This is a genomic window from Rhodoplanes roseus, assembly GCF_003258865.1.
In the GTDB taxonomy this organism is placed as follows: Bacteria; Pseudomonadota; Alphaproteobacteria; order Rhizobiales; family Xanthobacteraceae; genus Rhodoplanes; species Rhodoplanes roseus.
Genome location: NZ_NPEX01000055.1, coordinates 1 through 22,494, shown reverse-complemented (window position 1 = coordinate 22,494; position 22,494 = coordinate 1). Strand labels below are relative to the sequence as shown.

The following is a 22,494-nucleotide window of genomic DNA, read 5'->3' as shown; positions in this document are numbered from 1 at the left end:
CGCGGACTATTTCGCGCGCTTCTCGCCCTGGACGACCGACCACCGCTTCAGCTTGGAGATCGGACGGTGCTCCTCGATCCAAACGGTGTCGCCCACGGCGTACAGATTGGCCTCGTCGTGCGCGTGGTACTTCTTGGACCGACGCACGGTCTTCTTCATCACGGGGTGGGTGAAGCGACGTTCGACCCGCACGATGACGGTCTTGTCCTGCTTGTCGCCCACCACGACACCCTGCAGCATGCGCTTCGGCATCGTCGTTCTCCTACTTCGACACGGCGGCTGCGCGCTTCGTCTGCGCCACCGTCTTGATACGGGCGATGTCGCGGCGCACCTGCCGGACACGCGAGGTGTTCTCGAGCTGGCCCGTCGCCTTCTGGAAGCGCAGGTTGAACTGCTCCTTCTTCAGCTTCAGGAGTTCGTCGTCGAGCTGGTCGACCGTCATGGTGCGGAAGTCGTCGATCTTTGCCATGGGGTCCACGTCCTTACTCGGCGATGCGCTCGATGAAGCGCGTCTTGATCGGCAGCTTGGCGGCCGCCAGCGTCAGCGCTTCACGGGCGATCTCGCTGGTCACGCCGTCGACCTCGAACAGGATGCGGCCCGGCTTCACGCGCGCCACCCAGTACTCGGGCGCGCCCTTGCCGGAGCCCATGCGGACTTCGAGCGGCTTCTTCGAGATCGGCACGTCCGGGAAGATGCGGATCCACACCCGCCCGGCACGCTTCATGTGACGCGTCATCGCGCGTCGGGCCGCCTCGATCTGGCGGGCCGTGATCCGCTCGGGAGCCATCGCCTTGAGGCCGAACTGGCCGAAGGCCAGAGTCGTCCCGCTGGTCGCAATGCCCTTGATGCGGCCCTTGTGCGCCTTGCGGAACTTCGTGCGCGCTGGTTGCAGCATGGATCGTCGCCTTTCTTGTCCTTATGCGACCGCGCGTCAGGCCGCGTCACGGCGCGGACGGCTGCCGCCCGCATCGCTCTCGGCCGCGCGCTTGTCCTGCGCCATCGGATCGTGCTCGAGGATCTCGCCCTTGAAGATCCACACCTTCACGCCGCAGGTGCCGTAGGTCGTGAACGCCGTCGCGACGCCGTAGTCGACGTCGGCGCGCAGCGTGTGAAGCGGCACGCGGCCCTCGCGGTACCACTCCATGCGCGCGATCTCGGCGCCGCCGAGCCGGCCGGAGCAGTTGATGCGGATGCCCTCGGCGCCGAGACGCATCGCCGACTGCACGGCCCGCTTCATGGCGCGCCGGAAGGCGACGCGACGCTCGAGCTGCTGGGCGATCGACTCGGCCACCAGCTGGGCGTCGAGCTCCGGCTTGCGGATCTCGACGATGTTGAGGACGACGTCCGAATTGGTGAGAGCGGCCACCTTGCGGCGGAGCTTCTCGATGTCGGCGCCCTTCTTGCCGATCACCACGCCCGGCCGGGCCGAGTGGATGGTGACGCGGCACTTCCTGTGCGGGCGCTCGATCACGATGCGCGACACCGCGGCCTGCTTGAGCTGCTTCATCAGCTCCTCGCGGATCGCCATGTCCTCGTGCATCAGCTTGCCGTACTCGTTCTTGCCGGCGTACCAGCGAGAATCCCAGGTGCGGTTGATGCCGAGGCGCAGCCCGATCGGATTGACCTTCTGACCCATGGGGCCTCTCCTTACGATGCTGCGGCTTCGACCTGACGGACGACGATCGTCAGGTGCGAGAACGGCTTCAGAATCTTGCCCGAGCGGCCGCGACCGCGCGGGACGAAGCGCTTGATCACCAGCGCCTTGCCCACATGCGCCTGCGACACGACGAGATCGTCGATGTCGAGGTCGTGGTTGTTCTCGGCGTTCGCGATCGCCGACTGCAGGCACTTGCGGACGTCGCGCGCGATACGCTTGCGCGAGAACTCGAGGTCCGCCAGCGCAGTCTGCACCTTCTTGCCGCGAATGAGTTGCGCGACCAGGTTCAGCTTCTGCGGCGAGACCCGGAGCATCCGGGCGACCGCCTTGGCCTCGTTGTCGGCGAGGCTGCGCGGACGTGCTGTCTTGCTCATCTCTCGTTTCCTCGGCTCACGCCCGCTTGGCTTTCTTGTCGCCGGAGTGGCCGTGGAAGGTGCGGGTCGGCGAGAACTCGCCGAACTTGTGCCCGACCATTTCCTCGGTCACCAGCACCGGGACGTGCTTGTGGCCGTTGTGGACCCCGAAGGTGAGCCCGACGAACTGCGGCAGAATCGTCGAACGCCGGGACCAGATCTTGATCACGTCGTGTCGGCCGGACGCGCGGGCGGTTTCCGCCTTCTTCAGCAGATAGCCGTCGACGAACGGGCCTTTCCAAACGGAGCGCGCCATTTCGTGCTTCCTTACTTCTTCTTCCGCGCGTGGCGGCTCGAAACGATGAACTTCGTGGTGCTCTTGTTCTTACGGGTCTTCTTACCCTTGGTCGGGAAGCCCCACGGGGTCACCGGATGACGTCCGCCGGAGGTGCGGCCTTCGCCGCCGCCGTGCGGATGGTCGACCGGGTTCATCGTGACGCCGCGGTTGTGCGGCCGCTGACCGAGCCAGCGGGACCGACCCGCCTTGCCGATCGAGGTGTTCATGTGATCGGGGTTCGAAACGGCCCCGACCGTCGCCATGCAGCGGCCGTGCACCAGGCGCTGCTCGTTCGAATTCATCCGCAGGATGACGTAGTCGCGGTCGCGACCGACGATCTGCGCGTAGGTGCCGGCGGACCGTGCGATCTGCCCGCCCTTGCCGATCTTCAGCTCGACGTTGTGCACGATCGTCCCGATCGGGATCGAGGCGAGCGGCATCGCGTTGCCGGGCTTCACGTCGACCCGCTCGCCCGACACCACGGTGTCGCCGGGAGCGAGGCGCTGCGGCGCCAGGATGTAGGCGAGCTCACCGTCCGGATACTTGATCAGGGCGATGAAGGCCGAGCGGCCCGGATCGTACTCGATCCGCTCCACCTGAGCCGGCTGGTCGAACTTCGAGCGCTTGAAGTCGACGAGACGCAGCGCCTGCTTGTGGCCGCCGCCGCGGAACCGCACCGTGGTGCGGCCGAGATTGTTGCGGCCGCCGCTCGAGCTCTTGCCTTGCGTCAGCGCCTTGACCGGCTTGCCCTTGTAGAGGGCCGACCGGTCGACGAGGACGAGCTGGCGCTGGCCCGGAGTCGTCGGCTTGAAAGTCTTGAGTGCCATCGCCGTTCCCCTAGAGCCCCGTGGTCACGTCGATCCGGTGACCCTCCTCGAGGGTCACGATCGCCTTCTTGACGTCGGAGGTCTCTCCCTTGACGCCCCGGAACCGTCGCAGCTTGCCCTTGCGGATCAGCGTGTTGACGGACTTCACCTTGACGTCGAACAGCTTCTCCACCGCGTCCTTGATCTGCGGCTTCGTCGCGGTCTTGCGGACGTTGAAAAGCACCTGGTTGTGCTCCGACGCCGTCGTCGCCTTCTCGGTGATGATCGGGTTGACGATCACGTCGTAGTGGCGCGGGTCCCTGGTGGTCATTTGAAGCGCGCCTCCAGCGCATCGACCGCGGCGCGCGTCAGCACGAGCTTGTGGCGCCGCAGGATGTCGTAGACATTGATGCCCTGCACCGGCAGCACGTCGATGTTCGGAATGTTGCGGGCCGCGAGCGTGAACTTCGACTCGAGCTCGGCGCCGTCGATGATCAGGGCGTTCTCGAAGCCGAGCTTGGCGAAGCGCGCCTTCAGCGTCTTCGTCTTGCCGTCGTCGAGCGCAGCGCGGTCGAGGACCACGATGCCGCCGTCCTTGGCCTTGGCCGAGAGGGCGTGGCGCAGCGCGAGCGCCCTCACCTTCTTGGGCAGCTCGATCGCGTGGCTGCGGACCTGCGGACCGAAGGCGCGGCCGCCGCCACGGAACTGCGGCACGCGGGCCGAGCCGTGACGGGCACTGCCGGTGCCCTTCTGCTTGTACATCTTCTTGCCGGTCCGCCAGATCTCGGCGCGGTTCTTGACCGCGTGAGTGCCGCGCTGACGACGCGACAGCTGCCAGACGATGCAGCGCTGGATGAGATCGGCGCGCGGCTCCAGGCCGAAGATGTCGGCCGAGAGCTCGATCGAGCCCGATGTCTCACCGTCGAGGGTGGTGACCTTGAATTCCATCTTACGCTCCCTCGCCCGGCGCGGCCGCAGCCTCGGTCGCCGCAGCGCCGTCGCCGTTCGGCAGACGGAACTTGCCCGGCCGCGGAGCGTCCTTCGGCAGCGACTTCTTCACTGCGTCACGCACCGTGATCCAGCCGCCCTTGGCGCCCGGGACCGCACCCTCGACCAGGATGAGGCCACGGAGAACGTCGGTCTGCACCACCTTGAGATTCAGGGTGGTCACCCGCTCGACACCGAGATGGCCGGCCATCTTCTTGTTCTTGAAGGTCTTACCCGGATCCTGACGGCCGCCGGTCGAACCATGCGAACGGTGGGAGATCGACACGCCGTGCGTCGCGCGCAGGCCGCCGAAGTTCCACCGCTTCATCGGGCCGGCAAAACCCTTGCCGACCGAGGTGCCGGTGACGTCGACGAACTGACCGACCACGAAATGGTCGGCCGTGATCTCGGCACCGACCGGGATCAGAGCGTCGTCGTTCACCCGGAACTCGACGACCTCGCGCTTCGGCTCCACCTTCGCCACGGCGAAGTGGCCACGCTCGGCCTTCGGCACGTTCTTGGGTTTACGGGCACCGGCGCCGAGTTGCATGGCGACGTAGCCGTTCTTGTCCTTGGTGCGGTGGGCCACGACCTGACAGTTCGCGAGCCTGAGCACCGTGACGGGCACGTGCTCTCCACCGTCCGTGTAGACGCGGGTCATTCCGACCTTTTGTGCGATCACACCGGAACGCATCGTTCTCGTCCTTTTCTGCGCTCTGCCGTGTGGCGCCTTAGAGCTTGATCTCGACGTCAACGCCGGCGGCGAGGTCGAGCTTCATCAAGGCGTCCACGGTCTGCGGAGTCGGATCGACGATGTCGAGCAGCCGCTTGTGGGTGCGCATTTCGAACTGCTCGCGGCTCTTCTTGTCGACGTGCGGCGAGCGATTGACGGTGAACTTCTCGATCTTGGTCGGCAGCGGAATCGGACCCCGCACCTGCGCGCCGGTCCGCTTCGCGGTCGCCACGATCTCACGCGTCGAGGCGTCGAGAATACGATGATCGAACGCCTTGAGGCGAATTCTGATGTTCTGGCCGTTCATTGTCTCTCTGCCTCGATAGGCGCGAGTCTTGAGAAGCGAGAAGCGAGTGGCGAGTAGCGAGTAGCGAAGACCGTTCGCTACTCACCCTTCGCTGTTCGCCGCTTACTCGATGATGCTGGCGACGACGCCGGCGCCGACCGTGCGGCCGCCCTCGCGGATGGCGAAGCGCAGCTTCTCTTCCATGGCGATCGGCACGATCAGGTGCACTTCCATGGCGATGTTGTCGCCCGGCATGACCATCTCGGTGCCTTCCGGCAGGTGAACGACGCCGGTCACGTCGGTCGTGCGGAAGTAGAACTGCGGGCGGTAGTTGGTGAAGAACGGCGTGTGGCGGCCACCCTCTTCCTTGGTGAGGATGTAGGCCTCGGCCTTGAACTTGGTGTGCGGCTTCACGGAGCCCGGCTTGCACAGCACCTGGCCGCGCTCGACGTCCTCGCGCTTGGTGCCGCGCAGCAGGCAGCCGACGTTGTCGCCCGCCTCGCCCTGGTCGAGCAGCTTGCGGAACATCTCGACGCCCGTGACGGTGGTCTTCACGGTCGGCTTGATGCCGACGATCTCGACTTCCTCGCCGACCTTGACGACGCCGCGCTCGATACGGCCGGTCACCACGGTGCCGCGGCCCGAGATCGAGAACACGTCCTCGACCGGCATCAGGAAGGGCTGGTCCTTCGGACGATCCGGCTGCGGGATGTAGTCGTCGACCGCGGCCATCAGCTCGAGGATCGCGTTCTTGCCGAGCTTCTCGTCCTTGCCCTCGAGGGCCATCAGGGCCGAGCCCTTGATGATCGGGATCTTGTCGCCCGGGAAGTTGTACTTGGAGAGGAGCTCGCGGACCTCGAGCTCGACGAGCTCGAGCAGCTCCGGATCGTCGACCATGTCGACCTTGTTCATGAACACGACGAGCGCCGGGACGCCGACCTGACGGGCGAGCAGGATGTGCTCGCGGGTCTGCGGCATCGGGCCGTCGGCGGCCGACACGACCAGGATCGCGCCGTCCATCTGCGCGGCGCCCGTGATCATGTTCTTCACGTAGTCGGCGTGCCCGGGGCAGTCGACGTGCGCGTAGTGGCGGTTCTGGGTCTGGTACTCGACGTGGGCGGTCGAGATGGTGATGCCACGCGCCTTCTCTTCCGGCGCCTTGTCGATCTGGTCGTAGGCCGTGAACGTGGCGCCGCCGGTCTCGGCGAGAACCTTCGTGATCGCGGCCGTCAGCGTGGTCTTGCCGTGATCGACGTGTCCAATCGTGCCGATGTTGCAGTGCGGCTTGTTACGTTCGAACTTCTCTTTGGCCATCGGGACTCTCCGTTGCCTCTAGACGTCTAAGCGTTGCGGTCGTGGCGGTCAGGCTGTTCGCCGTCAGGCGTACTTGGCCTGGACCTCCTGTGCCACGTTGTTCGGAACCTGCTCGTAGTGATCGAACTGCATCGTGAAGGTGGCACGTCCCTGCGACATCGACCGCAGGGTGTTGACGTAGCCGAACATGTTGGCGAGCGGCACCATCGCGTTCACGACGTTGGCGTTGCCGCGCATGTCCTGGCCCTGGATCTGGCCACGGCGGGAATTCAGATCCCCGATGACCGAGCCCGTGTATTCCTCGGGCGTCACGACCTCGACCTTCATGATCGGCTCGAGCAGCACCGATCCGCCCTTCTGCAGGGCTTCGCGAAGCGCGGCACGCGACGCGATCTCGAACGCGAGCGCCGACGAGTCGACGTCGTGATACTTGCCGTCGATCAGCTGGACCTTCAGGTCGACGACCGGGAAGCCGGCGAGCACGCCGGAGCCGAGGACCGAGTTGAGGCCCTTCTCGACGCCCGGGATGTACTCCTTCGGCACCGCGCCGCCGATGATCGCGTTCGAGAACTCGAAGCCGGTGCCCGGCTCGGTCGGCTCGACCAGGATCTTGACGCCGGCGAACTGGCCGGAGCCGCCCGTCTGCTTCTTGTGGACGTAGTCGACCGTGACCGACTTGGTCAGCTTCTCGCGATAGGCCACCTGCGGCGCGCCGATATTGGCTTCCACCTTGTAGGTGCGCTTCAGGATGTCGACCTTGATGTCCAGGTGGAGCTCGCCCATCCCCTTGAGGATGGTCTGGCCCGACTCCTGATCGGTCGACACGCGGAAGGACGGGTCCTCGGCGGCCAGCTTGGCGAGCGCGACGCCCAGCTTCTCCTGGTCGGCCTTCGACTTCGGCTCGATCGCGATCTCGATGACCGGATCGGGGAATTCCATCTTCTCGAGGATGACCTGGTTGTTCGGGTCGCACAGCGTGTCGCCGGTGCGGGCCTCCTTGAGGCCGGCCAGCGCGACGATGTCGCCCGCGTAGGCTTCCTTGATGTCCTCGCGGTTGTTGGCGTGCATCAGCAGCATGCGGCCGATGCGCTCCTTGCGCTCGCGCGTGGAGTTGATGACGCCGGTGCCGCTCTGCAGGATGCCGGAATAGATGCGGCAGAACGTGATGGTGCCGACGAAGGGGTCGTCCATGATCTTGAAGGCGAGCGCGGCGAGCGGCTCGGTGTCCTTCGGATTGCGGACGACCTCGTTGCCCTTCGGGTCGATGCCCTTGATGGCGGGCACGTCGACGGGCGACGGCAGGAAGTCGACGACGGCGTCGAGCAGCGGCTGCACGCCCTTGTTCTTGAACGCGGAGCCGCACAGCACCGGATAGAACGTGCCGAGCACCACCGCCTTGCGGATCAGCCGGCGCAGGGTCGCGTCGTCCGGCTCCTGGCCGTCCAGATAGGCGGCCATCACGTCGTCGTCGAGCTCGACGGCGGCCTCGATCATCTGCTCGCGATATTCCTTGGCCTGATCGAGCATGTCGGCCGGAATCTCGATGTCCTTGTAGTCGGCGCCGAGATTCTCGTCGTCCCACACCACGCCGACCATGCGGATCAGGTCGATCAGGCCCTTGAACTGCTGCTCGGCACCGATCGGGAGCTGGATCGCCACCGGGCGGGCGCCGAGACGGACCTTGATGTCGTCGAGGCACTTGAAGAAGTCGGCCCCGACCTTGTCCATCTTGTTGCAGAAGACGATCCGCGGAACCTTGTACTTGTCGCCCTGGCGCCAGACCGTCTCGGTCTGCGGCTCGACGCCCTGGTTGGAGTCGAGCACGCATACCGCACCGTCGAGCACGCGCAGCGAACGCTCCACCTCGATGGTGAAGTCGACGTGCCCGGGCGTGTCGATGATGTTCAGGCGCTTGCCGTGCCAGAACGCAGTCGTCGCGGCGGACGTGATCGTGATGCCGCGCTCCTGCTCCTGCTCCATCCAGTCCATGGTGGCAGCGCCCTCGTGGACCTCACCGATCTTGTGGCTCTTGCCGGTGTAGTAGAGGATCCGCTCCGTGGTCGTGGTCTTCCCGGCATCGATGTGGGCCATGATGCCGAAGTTGCGGTAATCCTCGATCGGATGCGCGCGAGCCATAGGGGGTATCCTTCAGTCTTTCTCTGGGTCCGCCGCGTCACCAACGGTAATGCGAGAAGGCGCGGTTCGCTTCCGCCATGCGGTGCGTGTCTTCGCGCTTCTTCACGGCATTGCCGCGGTTGTTCGAGGCGTCGAGCAGCTCGGCAGAGAGCCGCTCGGTCATGGTCTTCTCGTTGCGGTCGCGGGCGGCCGAGATGAGCCAGCGGATGCCCAGGGCCTGGCGGCGATCCGTGCGGACCTCGACCGGAACCTGATAGGTGGCACCGCCGACACGACGCGAGCGGACCTCGATGGCCGGCATCACGTTGTCGAGCGCCTGCTGGAAGACCGACAGCGGGTTGGTCTTGGTCTTTCCCTCGATGATGTCGAAGGCGTCGTAGACGATCGCCTCGGCTGCCGACTTCTTGCCGGCATACATGATCGAGTTCATGAACTTCGTGACGACGACGTTCCCGAACTTGGGATCCGGGAGGATTTCGCGTTTGTCGGCGCGGTGACGGCGGGACATGTCGCTCTCTCCGTCTCTTACTTCGGACGCTTGGCGCCGTACTTCGACCGGCGCTGTTTGCGGTTCTTGACGCCCTGGGTGTCGAGCACGCCACGCAGGATGTGATAGCGCACGCCGGGAAGGTCCTTCACGCGACCGCCGCGGATCATGACCACCGAGTGCTCCTGGAGGTTGTGACCCTCGCCCGGAATGTAGCCGATCACCTCGAAGCCGTTGGTCAGACGGACCTTGGCGACCTTACGGAGCGCCGAGTTCGGCTTCTTCGGCGTCGTCGTATAGACGCGCGTGCAAACGCCACGCTTCTGCGGGCTCTGCTGCAGGGCCGGGACCTTCTTGCGCGCCCTCTGCGGGACCCGCGGATTTCTGATCAGCTGATTGATCGTCGGCATCGCTCGCCTTCAGTCTCCCTGCGGGTTTCCCCGAGTCGCGGGTTACCCCGCCCTGCGGGTTTCCCCGCGCTCTCGCGGCACGCCGCCCGCGCCGAAACGTAGCGCGCCTCCACGCTGACGCGCGAAAACGCACCGCGCGCCATCCCTCGAGAGGATGGCGCCCCATCGACAGAGGAACGCGCGGTGTCGCCACCCCGCGTTCGTGTACATCATGCCTGACAGTCGTGTGTCAGAGGCAGCGTTTGAGCGTCTTTCGTCGAGGCTGGAGTGCCCTGCCGAAAATCCGAAGCACAGAGGCGCCGAATCATCGTTAGCGCAGGACGAGCCGTTCCGAACAAGCGACGCTCACCGCCTGCCGAAAAGTGGGCGGGTTTTAACGGCCGGGCGGATTGAAGTCAAGCGATAACGGCCCCGGCCGTCGCAACAGAAAATTCATGGCTCTCCGGCGCCCTCAGGATTTCGGATCGAGTCCGATCACGGCCCCCTCGTGGCCGCGCAGATAGACCTCGTCCGTGACCTCCTCGCCGTCCCGGTCGCCGAACGACGAGACCAGGATCGGGCCGTTGGACACGGCGCCCCGGACCGTCAGCGTGACGGGTTCCGGACCGAGATTCAGCACCACCATGACGCGATCATTGTCCAGGCTGCGCACGTAGACGATGAGGTCGCCGCTCGCGGCGACCGGCTCGTAGCTGCCGCGACTCAGCGCCGGCCGGGTTCGTCGCACGGCGATCAAGCGCCTGTACAGATTGAGCAAAGAGCCCGGATCTCCGGTTTGATTCGCGACGTTTTCCACGGTGCTGTCCGCCGCCAGCGGCAGCCAGGGCTCGGCCGACGAGAACCCGGCCGTGGGCCCCTCCTCCCACTGCATCGGCGTGCGGCAGCCGTCCCGCCCGACGCCGATTCCCGGCACGTTCTTCTCGAACGGATCGCGCACCCGGTCGGGCGGAATGGCGACGTCCGCCATCCCGATCTCCTCGCCGTAATAGAGGGTCGGCGTGCCGCGCAGGGTGAGGAGAAGCATCGCGGCAATTCGGACCTGGTCGCGGCCGACTCGACTCGCCACGCGGGGACGGTCGTGATTCCCCAGAACCCAGTTCGGCCAGCCGCCGCTCGGCAGCGCGTTCTCGTACTCGTCGACGAGCTGGGCGATTCGGCGCGCGTTCCAGGGCGCGTTCAGTAGCGCGAAGTTGAACGGCAGATGCGCACCCGAGAGGTCCGCCCCGTAATAGGTGACCAGCCGCTCGATCGGCAGGTAGATCTCGCCGATCAGCACCCGCTCGTCGAATTCCTCGATGACCCGACGCATCTCGGCGATGACGTGGTGCACCTCCGGCCGGTCCGCCGTGAAGATCGGCACCACCGATTCGACCGGTGGGCGGCCCGGATGCCACTCCGGATTCCCCGGGTTGTCGCGGAACTGGTCGTCCTTGATCAGGTGCCAGATGACGTCGACCCGGAAGCCGTCGACGCCGCGGCGGAGCCAGAAGCGCATCACGTCGTAGACCGCGGCCCGGACCGCCGGGTTGCGCCAGTTGAGATCGGGCTGGGCGTTCAGGAAGGCGTGGTAGTAGTACTGCCCGGTGGCCGGATCGAACTCCCAGGCGGAGCCGCCGAACTCCGACAGCCAGTTGGTGGGCGGCCCCCCGTCCGGGGCCGGATCGTGCCAGATGTACCAGTCGCGTTTCGGATTTGTGCGCGACGTGCGGCTCTCCTCGAACCAGGGATGCCGGTCGGAGGTGTGGTTCGGCACCAGATCGAGCAGCACCTTGATGCCGTGGCTGTGCGCCGCCTCGAGCAGCGCATCGAAGTCCTCCATGGTCCCGAAGATCGGATCGACCCCGGTGTAGTCGGAGATGTCGTAGCCGAAGTCCGCCATCGGCGACGGATAGATCGGCGACAACCACAGCGCGTCCACGCCGAGCGAGACGAGATGCGGCAGGCGCTGGAGAATGCCGCGCAGGTCGCCGATCCCGTCGCCGTTCGAGTCCTGAAACGAGCGCGGATAGATCTGATAGAGAACCGCGGTCTGCCACCACGGCGCCCCCCACCCGGCGTCGACATTCGGCTTCGTCTGCTCGGCCAGAGCCTCCATCGCAGCCACCTTTCGTCCATTGGCATACCGCTAGACGAACGCGTCCGGGGCCCGTGGGTTCGCTGCTGATTTTCGCGGCAGGTCGGGCCTGCCCTGGATGCAGGACGCGCCCTGCCCCCCGCGCCGGCGCTTCGACGACAGCTCTGGCGCGGCCCACGACGAAAAGAGGCCGCCCGTCGCCGGGCGGCCTCCTGGTTTTCGATCGCGATGGCGCGAGAGGATCACTCGGCGGCGGGAAGCGCCGCCGGCTGCTCCGACGGCTTCGCAGCCTGTTCCTTCTCGCGCTCCTCGAGGATGAGGGAGTCGCGCTTGCCGGCGATCTCGCGAAGGACGTTCATCTGGGCGCCCGTCCCGGCCGGGATCAAGCGACCGACGATGACGTTCTCCTTGAGGCCGTCGAGCGTGTCCGCCTTGCCGGCCACGGCCGCCTCGGTGAGCACGCGGGTGGTCTCCTGGAACGACGCCGCCGAGATGAACGAGCGCGTCTGCAGCGAGGCCTTGGTGATGCCGAGCAGCACAGGATGCGCCTTCGCCTCCTTCTTGCCCTCCTCGGCCGCCCGAGCGTTGACCTCGTCGAACTCGACCCAGTCGATCTGCTCGCCCTGGATCAGGTCGGTCTCGCCCGAATCGTCCACCTCGACCTTCTGCAGCATCTGGCGAACGATCACCTCGATGTGCTTGTCGTTGATCTGCACGCCCTGGAGCCGATAGACCTCCTGGATCTCGTTGACCAGATAGGCCGCCAGCTCCTCGACGCCCTTGACCGCGAGGATGTCGTGCGGGGCGGGATTGCCCTCGACGATGTAGTCGCCCTTCTCGATGAGGTCGCCGTCCTGCAGATGGACGTGCTTGCCCTTCGGGATCAGGTACTCGCGCGGCTCCACGTCCTTCTCGTTCGGCTCGATGGTGAGCCGGCGCTTGTTCTTGTAGTCGCGCCCGAACCGCACCGTGCCGGAGATCTCGGCGATGACCGCCGCCTCCTTCGGCCGCCGCGCCTCGAACAGCTCCGCCACCCGCGGCAGACCGCCGGTGATGTCGCGCGTCTTGGCGCTCTCGGTCGGCATGCGGGCGATGGCGTCGCCCGCCTTCACCTTGTTGCCGGGATCGACCGAGAGGATGCAGTCGACCGCGAGCTGGTAGCGGGCGTCGCCGCCGCGGGCCAGCTTGAGGATCTTGCCGTCGTCGCCCTTGATGACGATGGACGGACGCAGATCGGCGCCGCGGCCCGCACTGCCCTGCGCCCGCCAGTCGATGACGACGCGCTTGGCGATGCCGGTCGACTCGTCGAGCGTCTCGGACATCGACTGGCCTTCGACCAGGTCCTCGAACGCGATGGTGCCTTCCGCCTCGGTCAGGATCGGCCGGGTGTACGGATCCCACTCGGCCATGCGCTGGCCGCGCTTCACCTTGTCGCCCTCGTCCACCTTCAGGCGGGAGCCGTACTGGACGCGGTGGACGGCGCGCTCGGTGCCGTCCTGGTCCACCACGATCACGGCCATGTTGCGGGCCATGGCGATCAGCTCGCCGTCCGAGTTCCGCTGCAGGCTGCGGTTCTTGATCCGGATCGTGCCTTCGAAGTTCGACTCGATGAAGGACTGCTCCGAGATCTGCGCCGCTCCGCCGATGTGGAACGTGCGCATGGTGAGCTGCGTGCCCGGCTCGCCGATCGACTGCGCCGCGATGACGCCGACCGCCTCGCCCATGTTGACCGGAGTGCCGCGGGCGAGATCGCGCCCGTAGCAGGCTCCGCACACGCCCGAGGTGGTCTCGCAGGTCAGCACGGAGCGGATCTTCAGCTCCTGCACGCCCGCCGTCACGATCCGGTCCACGTCACGCTCGTCGAGGAGCGTGTTGCGCGGCACGATCACGGTGCTGCCCGACGGATCCCGCACGTCCTCGGCCACGGTGCGGCCGAGAATGCGCGACGCCAGCGAGGCGACCACCGTCCCGGAGTCGATGATGGCCCGAACCTTGATGCCACCCGTCGTTCCGCAGTCGTCGGTCGTGATGATGCAGTCCTGCGCCACGTCGACCAGACGCCGCGTCAGGTAACCCGAGTTGGCGGTCTTGAGCGCCGTGTCGGCCAGTCCCTTGCGGGCGCCGTGCGTCGAGTTGAAGTACTCGAGGACGGAGAGGCCTTCCTTGAAGTTCGAGATGATCGGGCTCTCGATGATCTCGCCCGACGGCTTGGCCATCAGGCCGCGCATGCCGGCGAGCTGGCGCATCTGGGCCGGCGAACCACGCGCTCCCGAGTGGGCCATCATGTAGATCGAGTTGATCGGCACCTCGCGGCCCGAACCGTCCGCGACCTTACGGACGGCCGAGATCTCGCGCATCATCTCGTCGGCGATCTGCTCGGTGCACTTCGACCAGGCGTCGACGACCTTGTTGTACTTCTCGCCCTGGGTGATCAGGCCTTCGAGGAACTGCTGCTCGAACTCCTTGGCGAGGGTGCGGGTCTGATCGACGATCCGCCACTTCGAGCTCGGCACGACCATGTCGTCCTTGCCGAACGAGATGCCGGCCTTGAACGCGTGGTGGAAGCCCAGCGCCATGATGCGGTCGCAGAAGATCACCGTCTCCTTCTGCCCGCAGTGGCGATAGACCGTGTCGATCATGTTGGAGATCTCGCGCTTCGTCATCAGCTTGTTGACGACGTCGAACGGGATCTTCTTGTGCCGCGGCAGCACCTGGCCGAGAATCACGCGGCCCGCCGAGGTGTCGTAGAGACGCACCACCGGATCGCCGTTCTCGTCGAGCCCGTGCCAGCGGTACTTGATCTTCGAGTGGAGCGTGATCACCCGCTCGCCGATGGCGTGCTCGATCTCGGCGAGATTGCCGAACACCTTGCCCTGCCCCGGCTCGTTCTCGCGCACCAGCGAGAGGTAGTAGAGCCCGAGCACGATGTCCTGGCTGGGCACGATGATGGGCGAGCCGTTGGCGGGGTGCAGGATGTTGTTGGTCGACATCATCAGCACGCGCGCCTCGAGCTGCGACTCGAGCGACAGCGGGACGTGCACGGCCATCTGGTCGCCGTCGAAGTCGGCGTTGAAGGCCGCGCAGACCAGCGGATGCAGCTGGATCGCCTTGCCCTCGATCAGCACCGGCTCGAACGCTTGGATGCCCAGGCGATGCAGCGTCGGGGCGCGGTTGAGCAGCACCGGATGCTCGCGGATGACCTCGTCCAGGATGTCCCAGACCTCGGGCTTCTCCTTCTCGACGAGCTTCTTGGCCTGCTTGACCGTGGTCGACAAGCCCTTGGCGTCGAGCCGCGAATAGATGAACGGCTTGAACAGCTCCAGCGCCATCTTCTTGGGCAGGCCGCACTGGTGCAGCTTGAGCTCGGGACCCACCACGATGACGGAGCGGCCCGAATAGTCGACGCGCTTGCCCAGCAGGTTCTGGCGGAACCGGCCCTGCTTGCCCTTCAGCATGTCGGCGAGCGACTTCAGCGGGCGCTTGTTGGCGCCCGTGATGACGCGGCCGCGCCGGCCGTTGTCGAACAGCGCGTCCACGGCCTCCTGCAGCATCCGCTTCTCGTTGCGGATGATGATGTCGGGCGCGCGCAGCTCGATCAGCCGCTTGAGGCGGTTGTTGCGGTTGATGACGCGACGATAGAGGTCGTTCAGATCCGAGGTCGCGAAGCGGCCGCCGTCGAGCGGCACCAGCGGCCGCAGGTCGGGCGGGATCACCGGCACGACGGTCAGGATCATCCACTCCGGCTTGTTGCCGGACTGGGTGAAGGCCTCGATCAGCTTGAGCCGCTTGGCGAGCTTCTTGGGCTTCAGGTCCGAGGTCGACTCGGCGATCTCCTTGCGCAGGTCGACGGCGAGCTTCTCCAGGTCCATGGACTTGAGCAGCTCGCGGATCGCCTCGGCACCGATCATCGCCGTGAAGCTGTCCGCACCGTACTCGTCCTGGGCCCGCAGATACTCCTCTTCCGAGAGGAGCTGCCGGTACTGCAGCGGAGTGAGGCCGGGCTCGAGCACGACGTAGTACTCGAAGTACAGGATGCGCTCGAGATCCTTCAGCGTCATGTCGAGCAGCATGCCGATGCGGCTCGGCAGCGACTTCAGGAACCAGATGTGCGCCACCGGAGCGGCGAGCTCGATGTGGCCCATCCGCTCGCGCCGCACCCTCGACAGCGTCACCTCGACGCCGCACTTCTCGCAGATGATGCCCTTGTACTTCATGCGCTTGTACTTGCCGCACAAGCACTCGTAATCCTTGATCGGACCGAAGATGCGGGCGCAGAACAGGCCGTCGCGCTCCGGCTTGAAGGTCCGGTAGTTGATGGTCTCCGGCTTCTTGATCTCGCCGTAGGACCACGACAGAATCTTCTCGGGGCTCGCGATCGAGATACGGATCTGGTCGAACACCTGGGCCGGCACCTGCGGCCCAAAAAGATTCATGACCTCTTGATTCATTGCTGTCTCCACACTTGGTGGGTTCGACCGCCGACCGTTCCGCAGCCGCGTCGTTCCTGAAAACCGCCCGTGATCCGTCGCACAGGGACGTCTCCCGTCCGCGGCGCGTCCGCCGCGGAGCAGGCAGGGTCGGGACGCACCCGACCCCTCACGCGCGTTACTCCGCAGCCTCCGCCGTGTCGTTCGGCCCGCGGGTGTTCTTGGAGTTGTGCAGGTCGACGTTCAGGCCGAGCGAGCGCATCTCCTTCACCAGCACGTTGAAGGACTCCGGGATGCCCGCCTCGAAGGTGTCGTCGCCGCGCACGATCGACTCGTAGGCCTTGGTACGGCCGGCGACGTCGTCCGACTTCACGGTGAGCATCTCCTGCAGCGTGTAGGCGGCGCCGTAGGCCTCGAGGGCCCACACCTCCATTTCGCCGAAGCGCTGGCCGCCGAACTGCGCCTTGCCGCCCAGCGGCTGCTGGGTGACGAGCGAGTACGGTCCGATCGAGCGCGCGTGGATCTTGTCGTCGACCAGGTGGTGGAGCTTCAGCATGTAGATGTAGCCCACCGTCACCTTGCGATCGAACTGATCGCCGGTGCGGCCGTCGAAGAGGTCCACCTGGCCCGAATGATCGAGCCCGGCGAGATCCAGCATGTTCTCGATGTCCAGCTCCTTGGCGCCGTCGAACACCGGGGTGGCGATCGGAACGCCCTTGCGCAGGTTGGAGCCGAGCTCGACGAGCTCGCCCTCACCCAGCGACTGGATGGTCTGATCGTCGCCATAGACCTTGTTCAGGGTCTCCTTCAGCGGCTTCAGGTCGCTGCGGGCGTAGTAGGCGTCGACCGCCTGGCCGATGCGCTTGCCGAGGCCCGCGCACGCCCAGCCGAGATGCGTCTCGAGGATCTGCCCGACATTCATCCGGCTCGGCACGCCGAGCGGATTGAGGACGATGTCGACCGGCTGGCCGTCGGCCAGGAACGGCATGTCCTCGGACGGGACGATCTTCGACACCACACCCTTGTTGCCGTGGCGTCCGGCCATCTTGTCGCCGGGCTGGATCTTGCGCTTCACCGCGACGAAGACCTTGACCATCTTCATCACGCCGGGCGGCAGCTCGTCACCGCGCTGCAGCTTCTCGACCTTGTCGAGGAAGCGCTGCTCCAGGCCCTTCTTGCTCTCCTCGTACTGCTTCCGGATCGCCTCGATCTCGGACATCAGCTTGTCGTTCGCCGTGGCGAACAGCCACCACTGCGAGCGCGGATACTCGTCGAGCGCCGAACGGGCGATCTTGGAGTCCTTCTTGAAGCCCTTCGGACCGGCGATCGCGGTCTTGCCGTCGAGCATCTCGGCCAGGCGGCCGTAGACGTTGCGGTCCAGGATCGCCTGCTCGTCGTCGCGGTCCTTGGCGAGGCGCTCGATTTCCTCTCGCTCGATGGCGAGCGCGCGCTCGTCCTTCTCGACGCCGTGCCGGTTGAACACGCGCACCTCGACGACCGTGCCCTGCACGCCCGGGGGCACGCGCAGCGACGTGTCTCGCACGTCCGAGGCCTTCTCGCCGAAGATGGCGCGCAGGAGCTTCTCCTCCGGCGTCATCGGGCTTTCGCCCTTCGGCGTGATCTTGCCGACCAGAATGTCGCCCGCATGCACCTCGGCGCCGATATAGACGATGCCGGCCTCGTCGAGGTTCTTGAGAGCCTCTTCCGAGACGTTCGGGATGTCGCGGGTGATCTCCTCCGGCCCCAGCTTGGTGTCGCGGGCCATCACCTCGAATTCCTCGATGTGGATCGAGGTGAAGACGTCGTCCTTCACGATGCGCTCGGAGAGAAGGATCGAGTCCTCGAAGTTGTAGCCGTTCCACGGCATGAACGCGACGAGCACGTTACGGCCGAGCGCCAGCTCGCCGAGCTCGGTCGAGGGACCGTCGGCGATGATGTCGCCCTTCGCCACCGAGTCGCCCACCTTCACCAGCGGACGCTGGTTGATGCAGGTGTTCTGGTTCGAGCGCTGGAACTTCTGCAGCCGATAGATGTCGACGCCCGACTTGGTCGGATCGAGATCCTCGGTGGCGCGCACGACGATACGGGTCGCGTCGACCTGGTCGATGACACCCGTGCGGCGGGCCGCGATGGCGGCGCCCGAGTCACGCGCCACCACGCCTTCCATGCCGGTGCCGACGAACGGCGCCTCGGCGCGCACCAGCGGCACGGCCTGACGCTGCATGTTCGAGCCCATGAGGGCGCGGTTGGCGTCGTCGTTCTCCAGGAACGGGATGAGCGCCGCGGCGACCGAGACGAGCTGCTTGGGCGACACGTCCATGTAGTCGACGCGGTCCGGCGGCATCATCAGCACGTCGCCGGCGTGCCGGCAGACGATCAGATCCTCGGTGAAGTGGCCCTTGGCGTCGACCGACTGGTTGGCCTGGGCGACGTAGTAGCGCCCCTCCTCCATGGCCGAGAGATAGATCACCTCGTCGGTGACCCGCCCCTCCTTGACGCGCCGGTACGGCGTCTCGACGAAGCCGTACTTGTTCACCCGCGCATAGGTCGCGAGCGAGTTGATCAGGCCGATGTTCGGACCTTCCGGCGTCTCGATCGGGCAGATGCGGCCGTAATGCGTCGGGTGCACGTCGCGCACCTCGAAGCCGGCGCGCTCGCGCGTCAGACCGCCCGGGCCGAGCGCCGACAGGCGGCGCTTGTGGGTGATCTCCGAGAGCGGGTTGGTCTGGTCCATGAACTGCGAGAGCTGCGACGAGCCGAAGAACTCGCGCACCGCCGCGGCCGCCGGCTTGGCGTTGATCAGGTCCTGCGGCATCACGGTGCCGATGTCGACCGACGACATCCGCTCCTTGATGGCGCGCTCCATGCGCAGCAGGCCGATGCGGTACTGGTTCTCCATCAGCTCGCCGACCGAGCGCACCCGGCGATTGCCGAGATGGTCGATGTCGTCGATCTGGCCCTTGCCGTCGCGCAGATCCACCAGCGTCTTGATCACGCCGAGGATGTCGTCCTTGCGCAGCACCCGGATGGTGTCGGGGCACTGGAGGTCGAGGCGCATGTTCATCTTCACGCGGCCGACGGCGGACAGGTCGTAGCGCTCGCTGTCGAAGAACAACGAGTTGAACATCGCCTGGGCGGTGTCGATGGTCGGCGGCTCGCCCGGACGCATCACCCGGTAGATGTCGAACAGGGCGTCCTCGCGCCGCATGTTCTTGTCGACCGTGAGCGTGTTGCGGATGTAGGCGCCGATATTGACGTGGTCGATGTCGAGGACCGGGATCTCCTTGTAGCCGACCTCGGCCAGGAGCTTCAGGGTCTTCTCGGTGACCTCCTCGCCCGCCTCGACGTAGATCTCGCCCGTGCTGGCGTTGACGAGGTCCTCGGCGATGTAGTGGCCGATCAGCTCCTCGTCGGTCATCCGCAGCGCCTTCAGCCCCTTCTCCTGGAGCAGGCGCGCCTGACGGACCGTGATCTTCTTGCCGGCCTCGACCACCACCTTGCCGGTGTCGGCGTCGACCAGGTCGTTGATCGCCTTGTAGCCCTTGAGCCGGTTGGAATCGAACGGAACGCGCCAGCCGTCCTTGGTGCGCTTGTAGAGAATCTGGCTGTAGAAGGTGTTGAGGATCTCCTCGCCGTCCATCCCGAGCGCGAAGAGCAGCGACGTCACCGGAATCTTCCGGCGCCGGTCGATACGCGCATAGACGATGTCCTTGGCGTCGAACTCGATGTCGAGCCAGGAGCCGCGATACGGGATGATGCGGGCCGCGAACAGGAGCTTGCCCGAGGAGTGGGTCTTGCCCTTGTCGTGATCGAAGAACACGCCCGGCGACCGGTGCATCTGCGAGACGATGACGCGCTCGGTGCCGTTGACGATGAACGTGCCGTTGTTGGTCATGAGCGGGATGTCGCCCATGTAGACATCCTGCTCCTTGATGTCCTTGACCGACTTGGCTCCCGTCTCCTCGTCCACGTCGAACACGATCAGCCGCAGCGTCACCTTCAGGGGCGCGGCATAGGTCATGCCGCGCTGGCGGCACTCGTCGACGTCGTATTTCGGCGGCTCGAACTCGTAGCGGACGAATTCGAGCTGGGCCGTGTTGGAGAAATCGGAGATCGGGAACACCGACTTGAAGACGGCCTGCAGCCCCTCGTCGGGCCGCCCGCCTTTCGGTTCCTGGATCAGCAGAAACTGGTCGTACGACGCCTTCTGAACCTCGATGAGGTTCGGCATCTCTGCGACTTCCTGGATCTTACCGAAGAACTTGCGGACCCGCTTACGACCGGTGAACGTCTCTGCCATCGTGGCCTCTCGCTTCCTCCGACGGCCGAAATGACCGCGGGGGGCTTCCGGGGGCTCTCGCGAGCGCTGCCGGAAGCGGCATATCGGTGGGCGGCTCGGGCGCCCGCCGTCCAGGTCATGCGATCCGGGCTTGCCCGGATCGCGCAATCATCGTCACCGCCCGGGAGGACGGCATCGATTCCGCAATATAGGAACGGAATCGATTGACAAAGCTCACTTTTACTTGAGTTCGACCTTGGCGCCCACCTTCTCGAGGGTCGCCTTGATCTTCTCGGCCTCGTCCTTGTTGACGCCTTCCTTGACGGCCTTCGGGGCGCCCTCGACCAGATCCTTGGCCTCCTTGAGGCCGAGCCCGGTGATGGCGCGCACCTCCTTGATGACCTCGATCTTCTTGTCGCCGGCGGCGGCCAGGATCACGTTGAACTCGGTCTTCTCCTCGGCCGGGGCCGCGGCGGCAGCGGCCGGGCCGGCCGCGACGGCGACGGCGGCGGCGGCGGACACGCCCCACTTCTCTTCGAGGAGCTTCGCGAGCTCGGCCGCCTCGAGGACGGTGAGGCTCGACAGGTCGTCAACGATCTTCTGCAGATCAGCCATTGCAGTCAGTCCTTTTCGATTTCGACGAATACGGGTTTGCGAGCCTCACGCCTCGCCCTTGCTGGCATAAGCCTGAACCACCCGTGCGAGCTTGCCCGCGGGGGCATTGACCAGCTGGGCGACCTTGGTTGCCGGGGCCTGGATGAGGCCGACAATCTTGGCGCGCAGCTCGTCGAGAGACGGCAGCGAGGCGAGCGCCTTCACACCGTCCGGGTTCAGGGCGGTCTTCCCCATCGCCGCGCCGAGGATCACGAACTTGTCGTTGGCCTTGGCGAAGTCGGAGGCGACCTTCGGCGCCGCGATCGGATCACCCGAGTAGGTGAGCACGGTCGGCCCCTTCAGAAGGGGCGCGACGACCGCAGCGTCGGTGCCGTCAAGAGCGATCTTGGCGAGACGGTTCTTGGCGACCTTGACGGACGCGCCAGCCTGCTTGGCCTGCTTGCGCAGGTTCTGCATCTGGGCGACGGTCAGGCCGGCATAGTGAGCCACGACCACGACGTTGGAGGCCTTGAAGACCTCGTTCAGCGTCGTGACGAGCTCTTTCTTTGCCGCTCGATCCACGTCTTGCTCTCTCTGGTTGGCGGCCCCTCGCGGGACCGCCGGTTGCGTCTGATCGCCCCACTCCCGCGTCTCTCGACGCTGAACCGGGGCGACGCTTATGCCCTGTCCCCCTTTAGCGCGCGGACGCGCCGCCGGGACAAACCCGAGTCGGAACCGTACGGGGTCTCCCCCGAATCGATCTTCCCCATCTGTGCAGGCCCTCGGAGCGAAGGATTAAGCCTCTGCCGTCGCGAACTCGCTCGAGCAGACGCACCCGCAGTCTCGGACAGGACCGGCCGTTCCACCGGAACGACCGCGTGTGCCGGAGAGTTGGCAGATCCATCCCCTGGTCCCTTCAGATCGATCCCGCCGGATGCCTAAAAGGAACAGAGTCCTGAACCGCCAGATTTTCCGAGAACACGCAAGGGCGCGCCGACAAAGGGCCGGCACGCCCGTGGGGGCTATTTAACGAGTCGTGAGCGGTTTGCCAACCCCCTGTGCATAACGATTGCACATTCGCGACAGCAGGGCTGGTGCGCTCGAGCCGGCCGGGGATGGAGGTGACACTCTATATTGGAGCTGCGGCGCCCCACCGCGACCGAACCGCATCGCCTGGCCGATTGGCCGGGCGCCGAGCGGCCTCCGCGGGAGCAGGCCGCGGAGGCCGGGTTCGACACACCCGCGCGTGGAACGCGGGAGGAGCACAGGGGCGCCTCCTGCTGACCTACCATGGCGCCGCTTTTGGGTGTGTTTCCGAAACCGGTCGAATTGTTCCGGTTGTGTTTCGCCACAAGCTCACGCATGCAGCGCCGGCTCGGGAGATCCAGGCGCGCCGCGATGCGCCACCGCCGCTCTGCCGGGAAGCTCGATCCGGACCAGGAGCCCGTGCGGCACCCCGTCCAGCAGAGCCAGCGTTCCGCCATGGGCCGCCACGACCACCTGCGCGATCGACAGGCCGAGCCCGAACCCGATCGTCCCGTCCATGCTGCGCGCCCGTTCCCCGCGGGCGAAGGGGCGCAGCATGGCCGGCTTTTCAGACTCCGGGATGCCGG

General features: G+C 66.0%; 21 protein-coding genes. All 21 read right to left on the bottom strand.

The annotated features are described in order from the left end of the window. Window positions 1–6: 6 nt before the first annotated feature. Window positions 7–252: a 30S ribosomal protein S17 gene (gene rpsQ, locus CH341_RS10575; RefSeq protein ID WP_111418999.1), complete on the bottom strand. Its 246-nt coding sequence runs from the start codon at window positions 250–252 to the stop codon at window positions 7–9. A 10-nt stretch (window positions 253–262) separates the two neighbouring features. Next, entirely contained in the window at window positions 263–469 is a 207-nt protein-coding gene (gene rpmC, locus CH341_RS10570; protein ID WP_111418998.1) for a 50S ribosomal protein L29, read from the bottom strand. A 13-nt stretch (window positions 470–482) separates the two neighbouring features. Then, window positions 483–896, bottom strand: coding sequence for a 50S ribosomal protein L16 (rplP, locus tag CH341_RS10565; protein WP_111418997.1), 414 nt, complete (start codon window positions 894–896; stop codon window positions 483–485). A gap of 36 nt (window positions 897–932) precedes the next feature. After that, window positions 933–1,637 (bottom strand): 30S ribosomal protein S3, encoded by a 705-nt coding sequence (gene rpsC / locus CH341_RS10560; protein WP_111418996.1) that lies wholly within the window; start codon window positions 1,635–1,637, stop codon window positions 933–935. Window positions 1,638–1,648: 11 nt separating this feature from the next. Then, window positions 1,649–2,032, bottom strand: coding sequence for a 50S ribosomal protein L22 (rplV, locus tag CH341_RS10555; protein ID WP_111418995.1), 384 nt, complete (start codon window positions 2,030–2,032; stop codon window positions 1,649–1,651). Window positions 2,033–2,048: 16 nt separating this feature from the next. Next, window positions 2,049–2,327: a 30S ribosomal protein S19 gene (gene rpsS / locus CH341_RS10550; RefSeq protein WP_111383554.1), complete on the bottom strand. Its 279-nt coding sequence runs from the start codon at window positions 2,325–2,327 to the stop codon at window positions 2,049–2,051. 11 nt (window positions 2,328–2,338) lie between these two features. After that, complete coding sequence (rplB, locus tag CH341_RS10545; protein ID WP_111418994.1) at window positions 2,339–3,175, bottom strand: 50S ribosomal protein L2; 837 nt, start codon at window positions 3,173–3,175, stop codon at window positions 2,339–2,341. Between the two features lie 10 nt (window positions 3,176–3,185). Next, window positions 3,186–3,485, bottom strand: coding sequence for a 50S ribosomal protein L23 (locus tag CH341_RS10540; protein WP_111418993.1), 300 nt, complete (start codon window positions 3,483–3,485; stop codon window positions 3,186–3,188). Then, on the bottom strand, window positions 3,482–4,102 hold the full coding sequence (gene rplD, locus CH341_RS10535) for a 50S ribosomal protein L4 (RefSeq protein ID WP_111418992.1): 621 nt from the start codon (window positions 4,100–4,102) through the stop codon (window positions 3,482–3,484). Before rplD ends, CH341_RS10540 begins: the two co-directional genes overlap by 4 nt. A gap of 1 nt (window position 4,103) precedes the next feature. Continuing rightward, window positions 4,104–4,835 (bottom strand): 50S ribosomal protein L3, encoded by a 732-nt coding sequence (gene rplC, locus CH341_RS10530; protein WP_111418991.1) that lies wholly within the window; start codon window positions 4,833–4,835, stop codon window positions 4,104–4,106. 37 nt (window positions 4,836–4,872) lie between these two features. Further along, window positions 4,873–5,181: a 30S ribosomal protein S10 gene (gene rpsJ, locus CH341_RS10525; protein WP_008385434.1), complete on the bottom strand. Its 309-nt coding sequence runs from the start codon at window positions 5,179–5,181 to the stop codon at window positions 4,873–4,875. Window positions 5,182–5,283: 102 nt separating this feature from the next. Continuing rightward, on the bottom strand, window positions 5,284–6,474 hold the full coding sequence (tuf, locus tag CH341_RS10520) for an elongation factor Tu (protein WP_111418990.1): 1,191 nt from the start codon (window positions 6,472–6,474) through the stop codon (window positions 5,284–5,286). A gap of 63 nt (window positions 6,475–6,537) precedes the next feature. Beyond that, window positions 6,538–8,610, bottom strand: coding sequence for an elongation factor G (fusA, locus tag CH341_RS10515; protein ID WP_111418989.1), 2,073 nt, complete (start codon window positions 8,608–8,610; stop codon window positions 6,538–6,540). Between the two features lie 37 nt (window positions 8,611–8,647). Further along, entirely contained in the window at window positions 8,648–9,118 is a 471-nt protein-coding gene (gene rpsG, locus CH341_RS10510) for a 30S ribosomal protein S7 (RefSeq protein ID WP_111418988.1), read from the bottom strand. Window positions 9,119–9,135: 17 nt separating this feature from the next. Beyond that, window positions 9,136–9,507 (bottom strand): 30S ribosomal protein S12, encoded by a 372-nt coding sequence (gene rpsL / locus CH341_RS10505; protein WP_008385443.1) that lies wholly within the window; start codon window positions 9,505–9,507, stop codon window positions 9,136–9,138. A gap of 451 nt (window positions 9,508–9,958) precedes the next feature. Then, window positions 9,959–11,602 carry an alpha-amylase family glycosyl hydrolase gene (locus CH341_RS10500; RefSeq protein ID WP_111418987.1) on the bottom strand — a complete coding sequence of 548 codons (1,644 nt, stop codon included), beginning with the start codon at window positions 11,600–11,602 and terminating at the stop codon, window positions 9,959–9,961. A 221-nt stretch (window positions 11,603–11,823) separates the two neighbouring features. Next, entirely contained in the window at window positions 11,824–16,029 is a 4,206-nt protein-coding gene (gene rpoC, locus CH341_RS10495) for a DNA-directed RNA polymerase subunit beta' (RefSeq protein WP_111418986.1), read from the bottom strand. 157 nt (window positions 16,030–16,186) lie between these two features. Beyond that, window positions 16,187–20,308, bottom strand: coding sequence for a DNA-directed RNA polymerase subunit beta (gene rpoB / locus CH341_RS10490; RefSeq protein WP_111418985.1), 4,122 nt, complete (start codon window positions 20,306–20,308; stop codon window positions 16,187–16,189). Between the two features lie 219 nt (window positions 20,309–20,527). Further along, a complete protein-coding gene (rplL, locus tag CH341_RS10485) occupies window positions 20,528–20,902 on the bottom strand; it encodes a 50S ribosomal protein L7/L12 (protein WP_111418984.1) in 375 nt (124 codons plus the stop codon). Between the two features lie 45 nt (window positions 20,903–20,947). After that, window positions 20,948–21,463 carry a 50S ribosomal protein L10 gene (gene rplJ, locus CH341_RS10480; RefSeq protein ID WP_111418983.1) on the bottom strand — a complete coding sequence of 172 codons (516 nt, stop codon included), beginning with the start codon at window positions 21,461–21,463 and terminating at the stop codon, window positions 20,948–20,950. A gap of 774 nt (window positions 21,464–22,237) precedes the next feature. Next, window positions 22,238–22,494 (bottom strand): ATP-binding protein (locus tag CH341_RS10475; RefSeq protein WP_342635008.1); only part of this gene is annotated, 257 nt, incomplete at its 5' end.

What these genes read in the sequence shown, in the direction of transcription:
- rpsQ (WP_111418999.1), bottom strand. Translation starts at nt 252, where the DNA reads ATGCCGAAGCGCATGCTGCAGGGTGTCGTGGTGGGCGACAAGCAGGAC.
- rpmC (WP_111418998.1), bottom strand. Translation starts at nt 469, where the DNA reads ATGGCAAAGATCGACGACTTCCGCACCATGACGGTCGACCAGCTCGAC.
- rplP (WP_111418997.1), bottom strand. Translation starts at nt 896, where the DNA reads ATGCTGCAACCAGCGCGCACGAAGTTCCGCAAGGCGCACAAGGGCCGC.
- rpsC (WP_111418996.1), bottom strand. Translation starts at nt 1,637, where the DNA reads ATGGGTCAGAAGGTCAATCCGATCGGGCTGCGCCTCGGCATCAACCGC.
- rplV (WP_111418995.1), bottom strand. Translation starts at nt 2,032, where the DNA reads ATGAGCAAGACAGCACGTCCGCGCAGCCTCGCCGACAACGAGGCCAAG.
- rpsS (WP_111383554.1), bottom strand. Translation starts at nt 2,327, where the DNA reads ATGGCGCGCTCCGTTTGGAAAGGCCCGTTCGTCGACGGCTATCTGCTG.
- rplB (WP_111418994.1), bottom strand. Translation starts at nt 3,175, where the DNA reads ATGGCACTCAAGACTTTCAAGCCGACGACTCCGGGCCAGCGCCAGCTC.
- CH341_RS10540 (WP_111418993.1), bottom strand. Translation starts at nt 3,485, where the DNA reads ATGACCACCAGGGACCCGCGCCACTACGACGTGATCGTCAACCCGATC.
- rplD (WP_111418992.1), bottom strand. Translation starts at nt 4,102, where the DNA reads ATGGAATTCAAGGTCACCACCCTCGACGGTGAGACATCGGGCTCGATC.
- rplC (WP_111418991.1), bottom strand. Translation starts at nt 4,835, where the DNA reads ATGCGTTCCGGTGTGATCGCACAAAAGGTCGGAATGACCCGCGTCTAC.
- rpsJ (WP_008385434.1), bottom strand. Translation starts at nt 5,181, where the DNA reads ATGAACGGCCAGAACATCAGAATTCGCCTCAAGGCGTTCGATCATCGT.
- tuf (WP_111418990.1), bottom strand. Translation starts at nt 6,474, where the DNA reads ATGGCCAAAGAGAAGTTCGAACGTAACAAGCCGCACTGCAACATCGGC.
- fusA (WP_111418989.1), bottom strand. Translation starts at nt 8,610, where the DNA reads ATGGCTCGCGCGCATCCGATCGAGGATTACCGCAACTTCGGCATCATG.
- rpsG (WP_111418988.1), bottom strand. Translation starts at nt 9,118, where the DNA reads ATGTCCCGCCGTCACCGCGCCGACAAACGCGAAATCCTCCCGGATCCC.
- rpsL (WP_008385443.1), bottom strand. Translation starts at nt 9,507, where the DNA reads ATGCCGACGATCAATCAGCTGATCAGAAATCCGCGGGTCCCGCAGAGG.
- CH341_RS10500 (WP_111418987.1), bottom strand. Translation starts at nt 11,602, where the DNA reads ATGGAGGCTCTGGCCGAGCAGACGAAGCCGAATGTCGACGCCGGGTGG.
- rpoC (WP_111418986.1), bottom strand. Translation starts at nt 16,029, where the DNA reads ATGAATCAAGAGGTCATGAATCTTTTTGGGCCGCAGGTGCCGGCCCAG.
- rpoB (WP_111418985.1), bottom strand. Translation starts at nt 20,308, where the DNA reads ATGGCAGAGACGTTCACCGGTCGTAAGCGGGTCCGCAAGTTCTTCGGT.
- rplL (WP_111418984.1), bottom strand. Translation starts at nt 20,902, where the DNA reads ATGGCTGATCTGCAGAAGATCGTTGACGACCTGTCGAGCCTCACCGTC.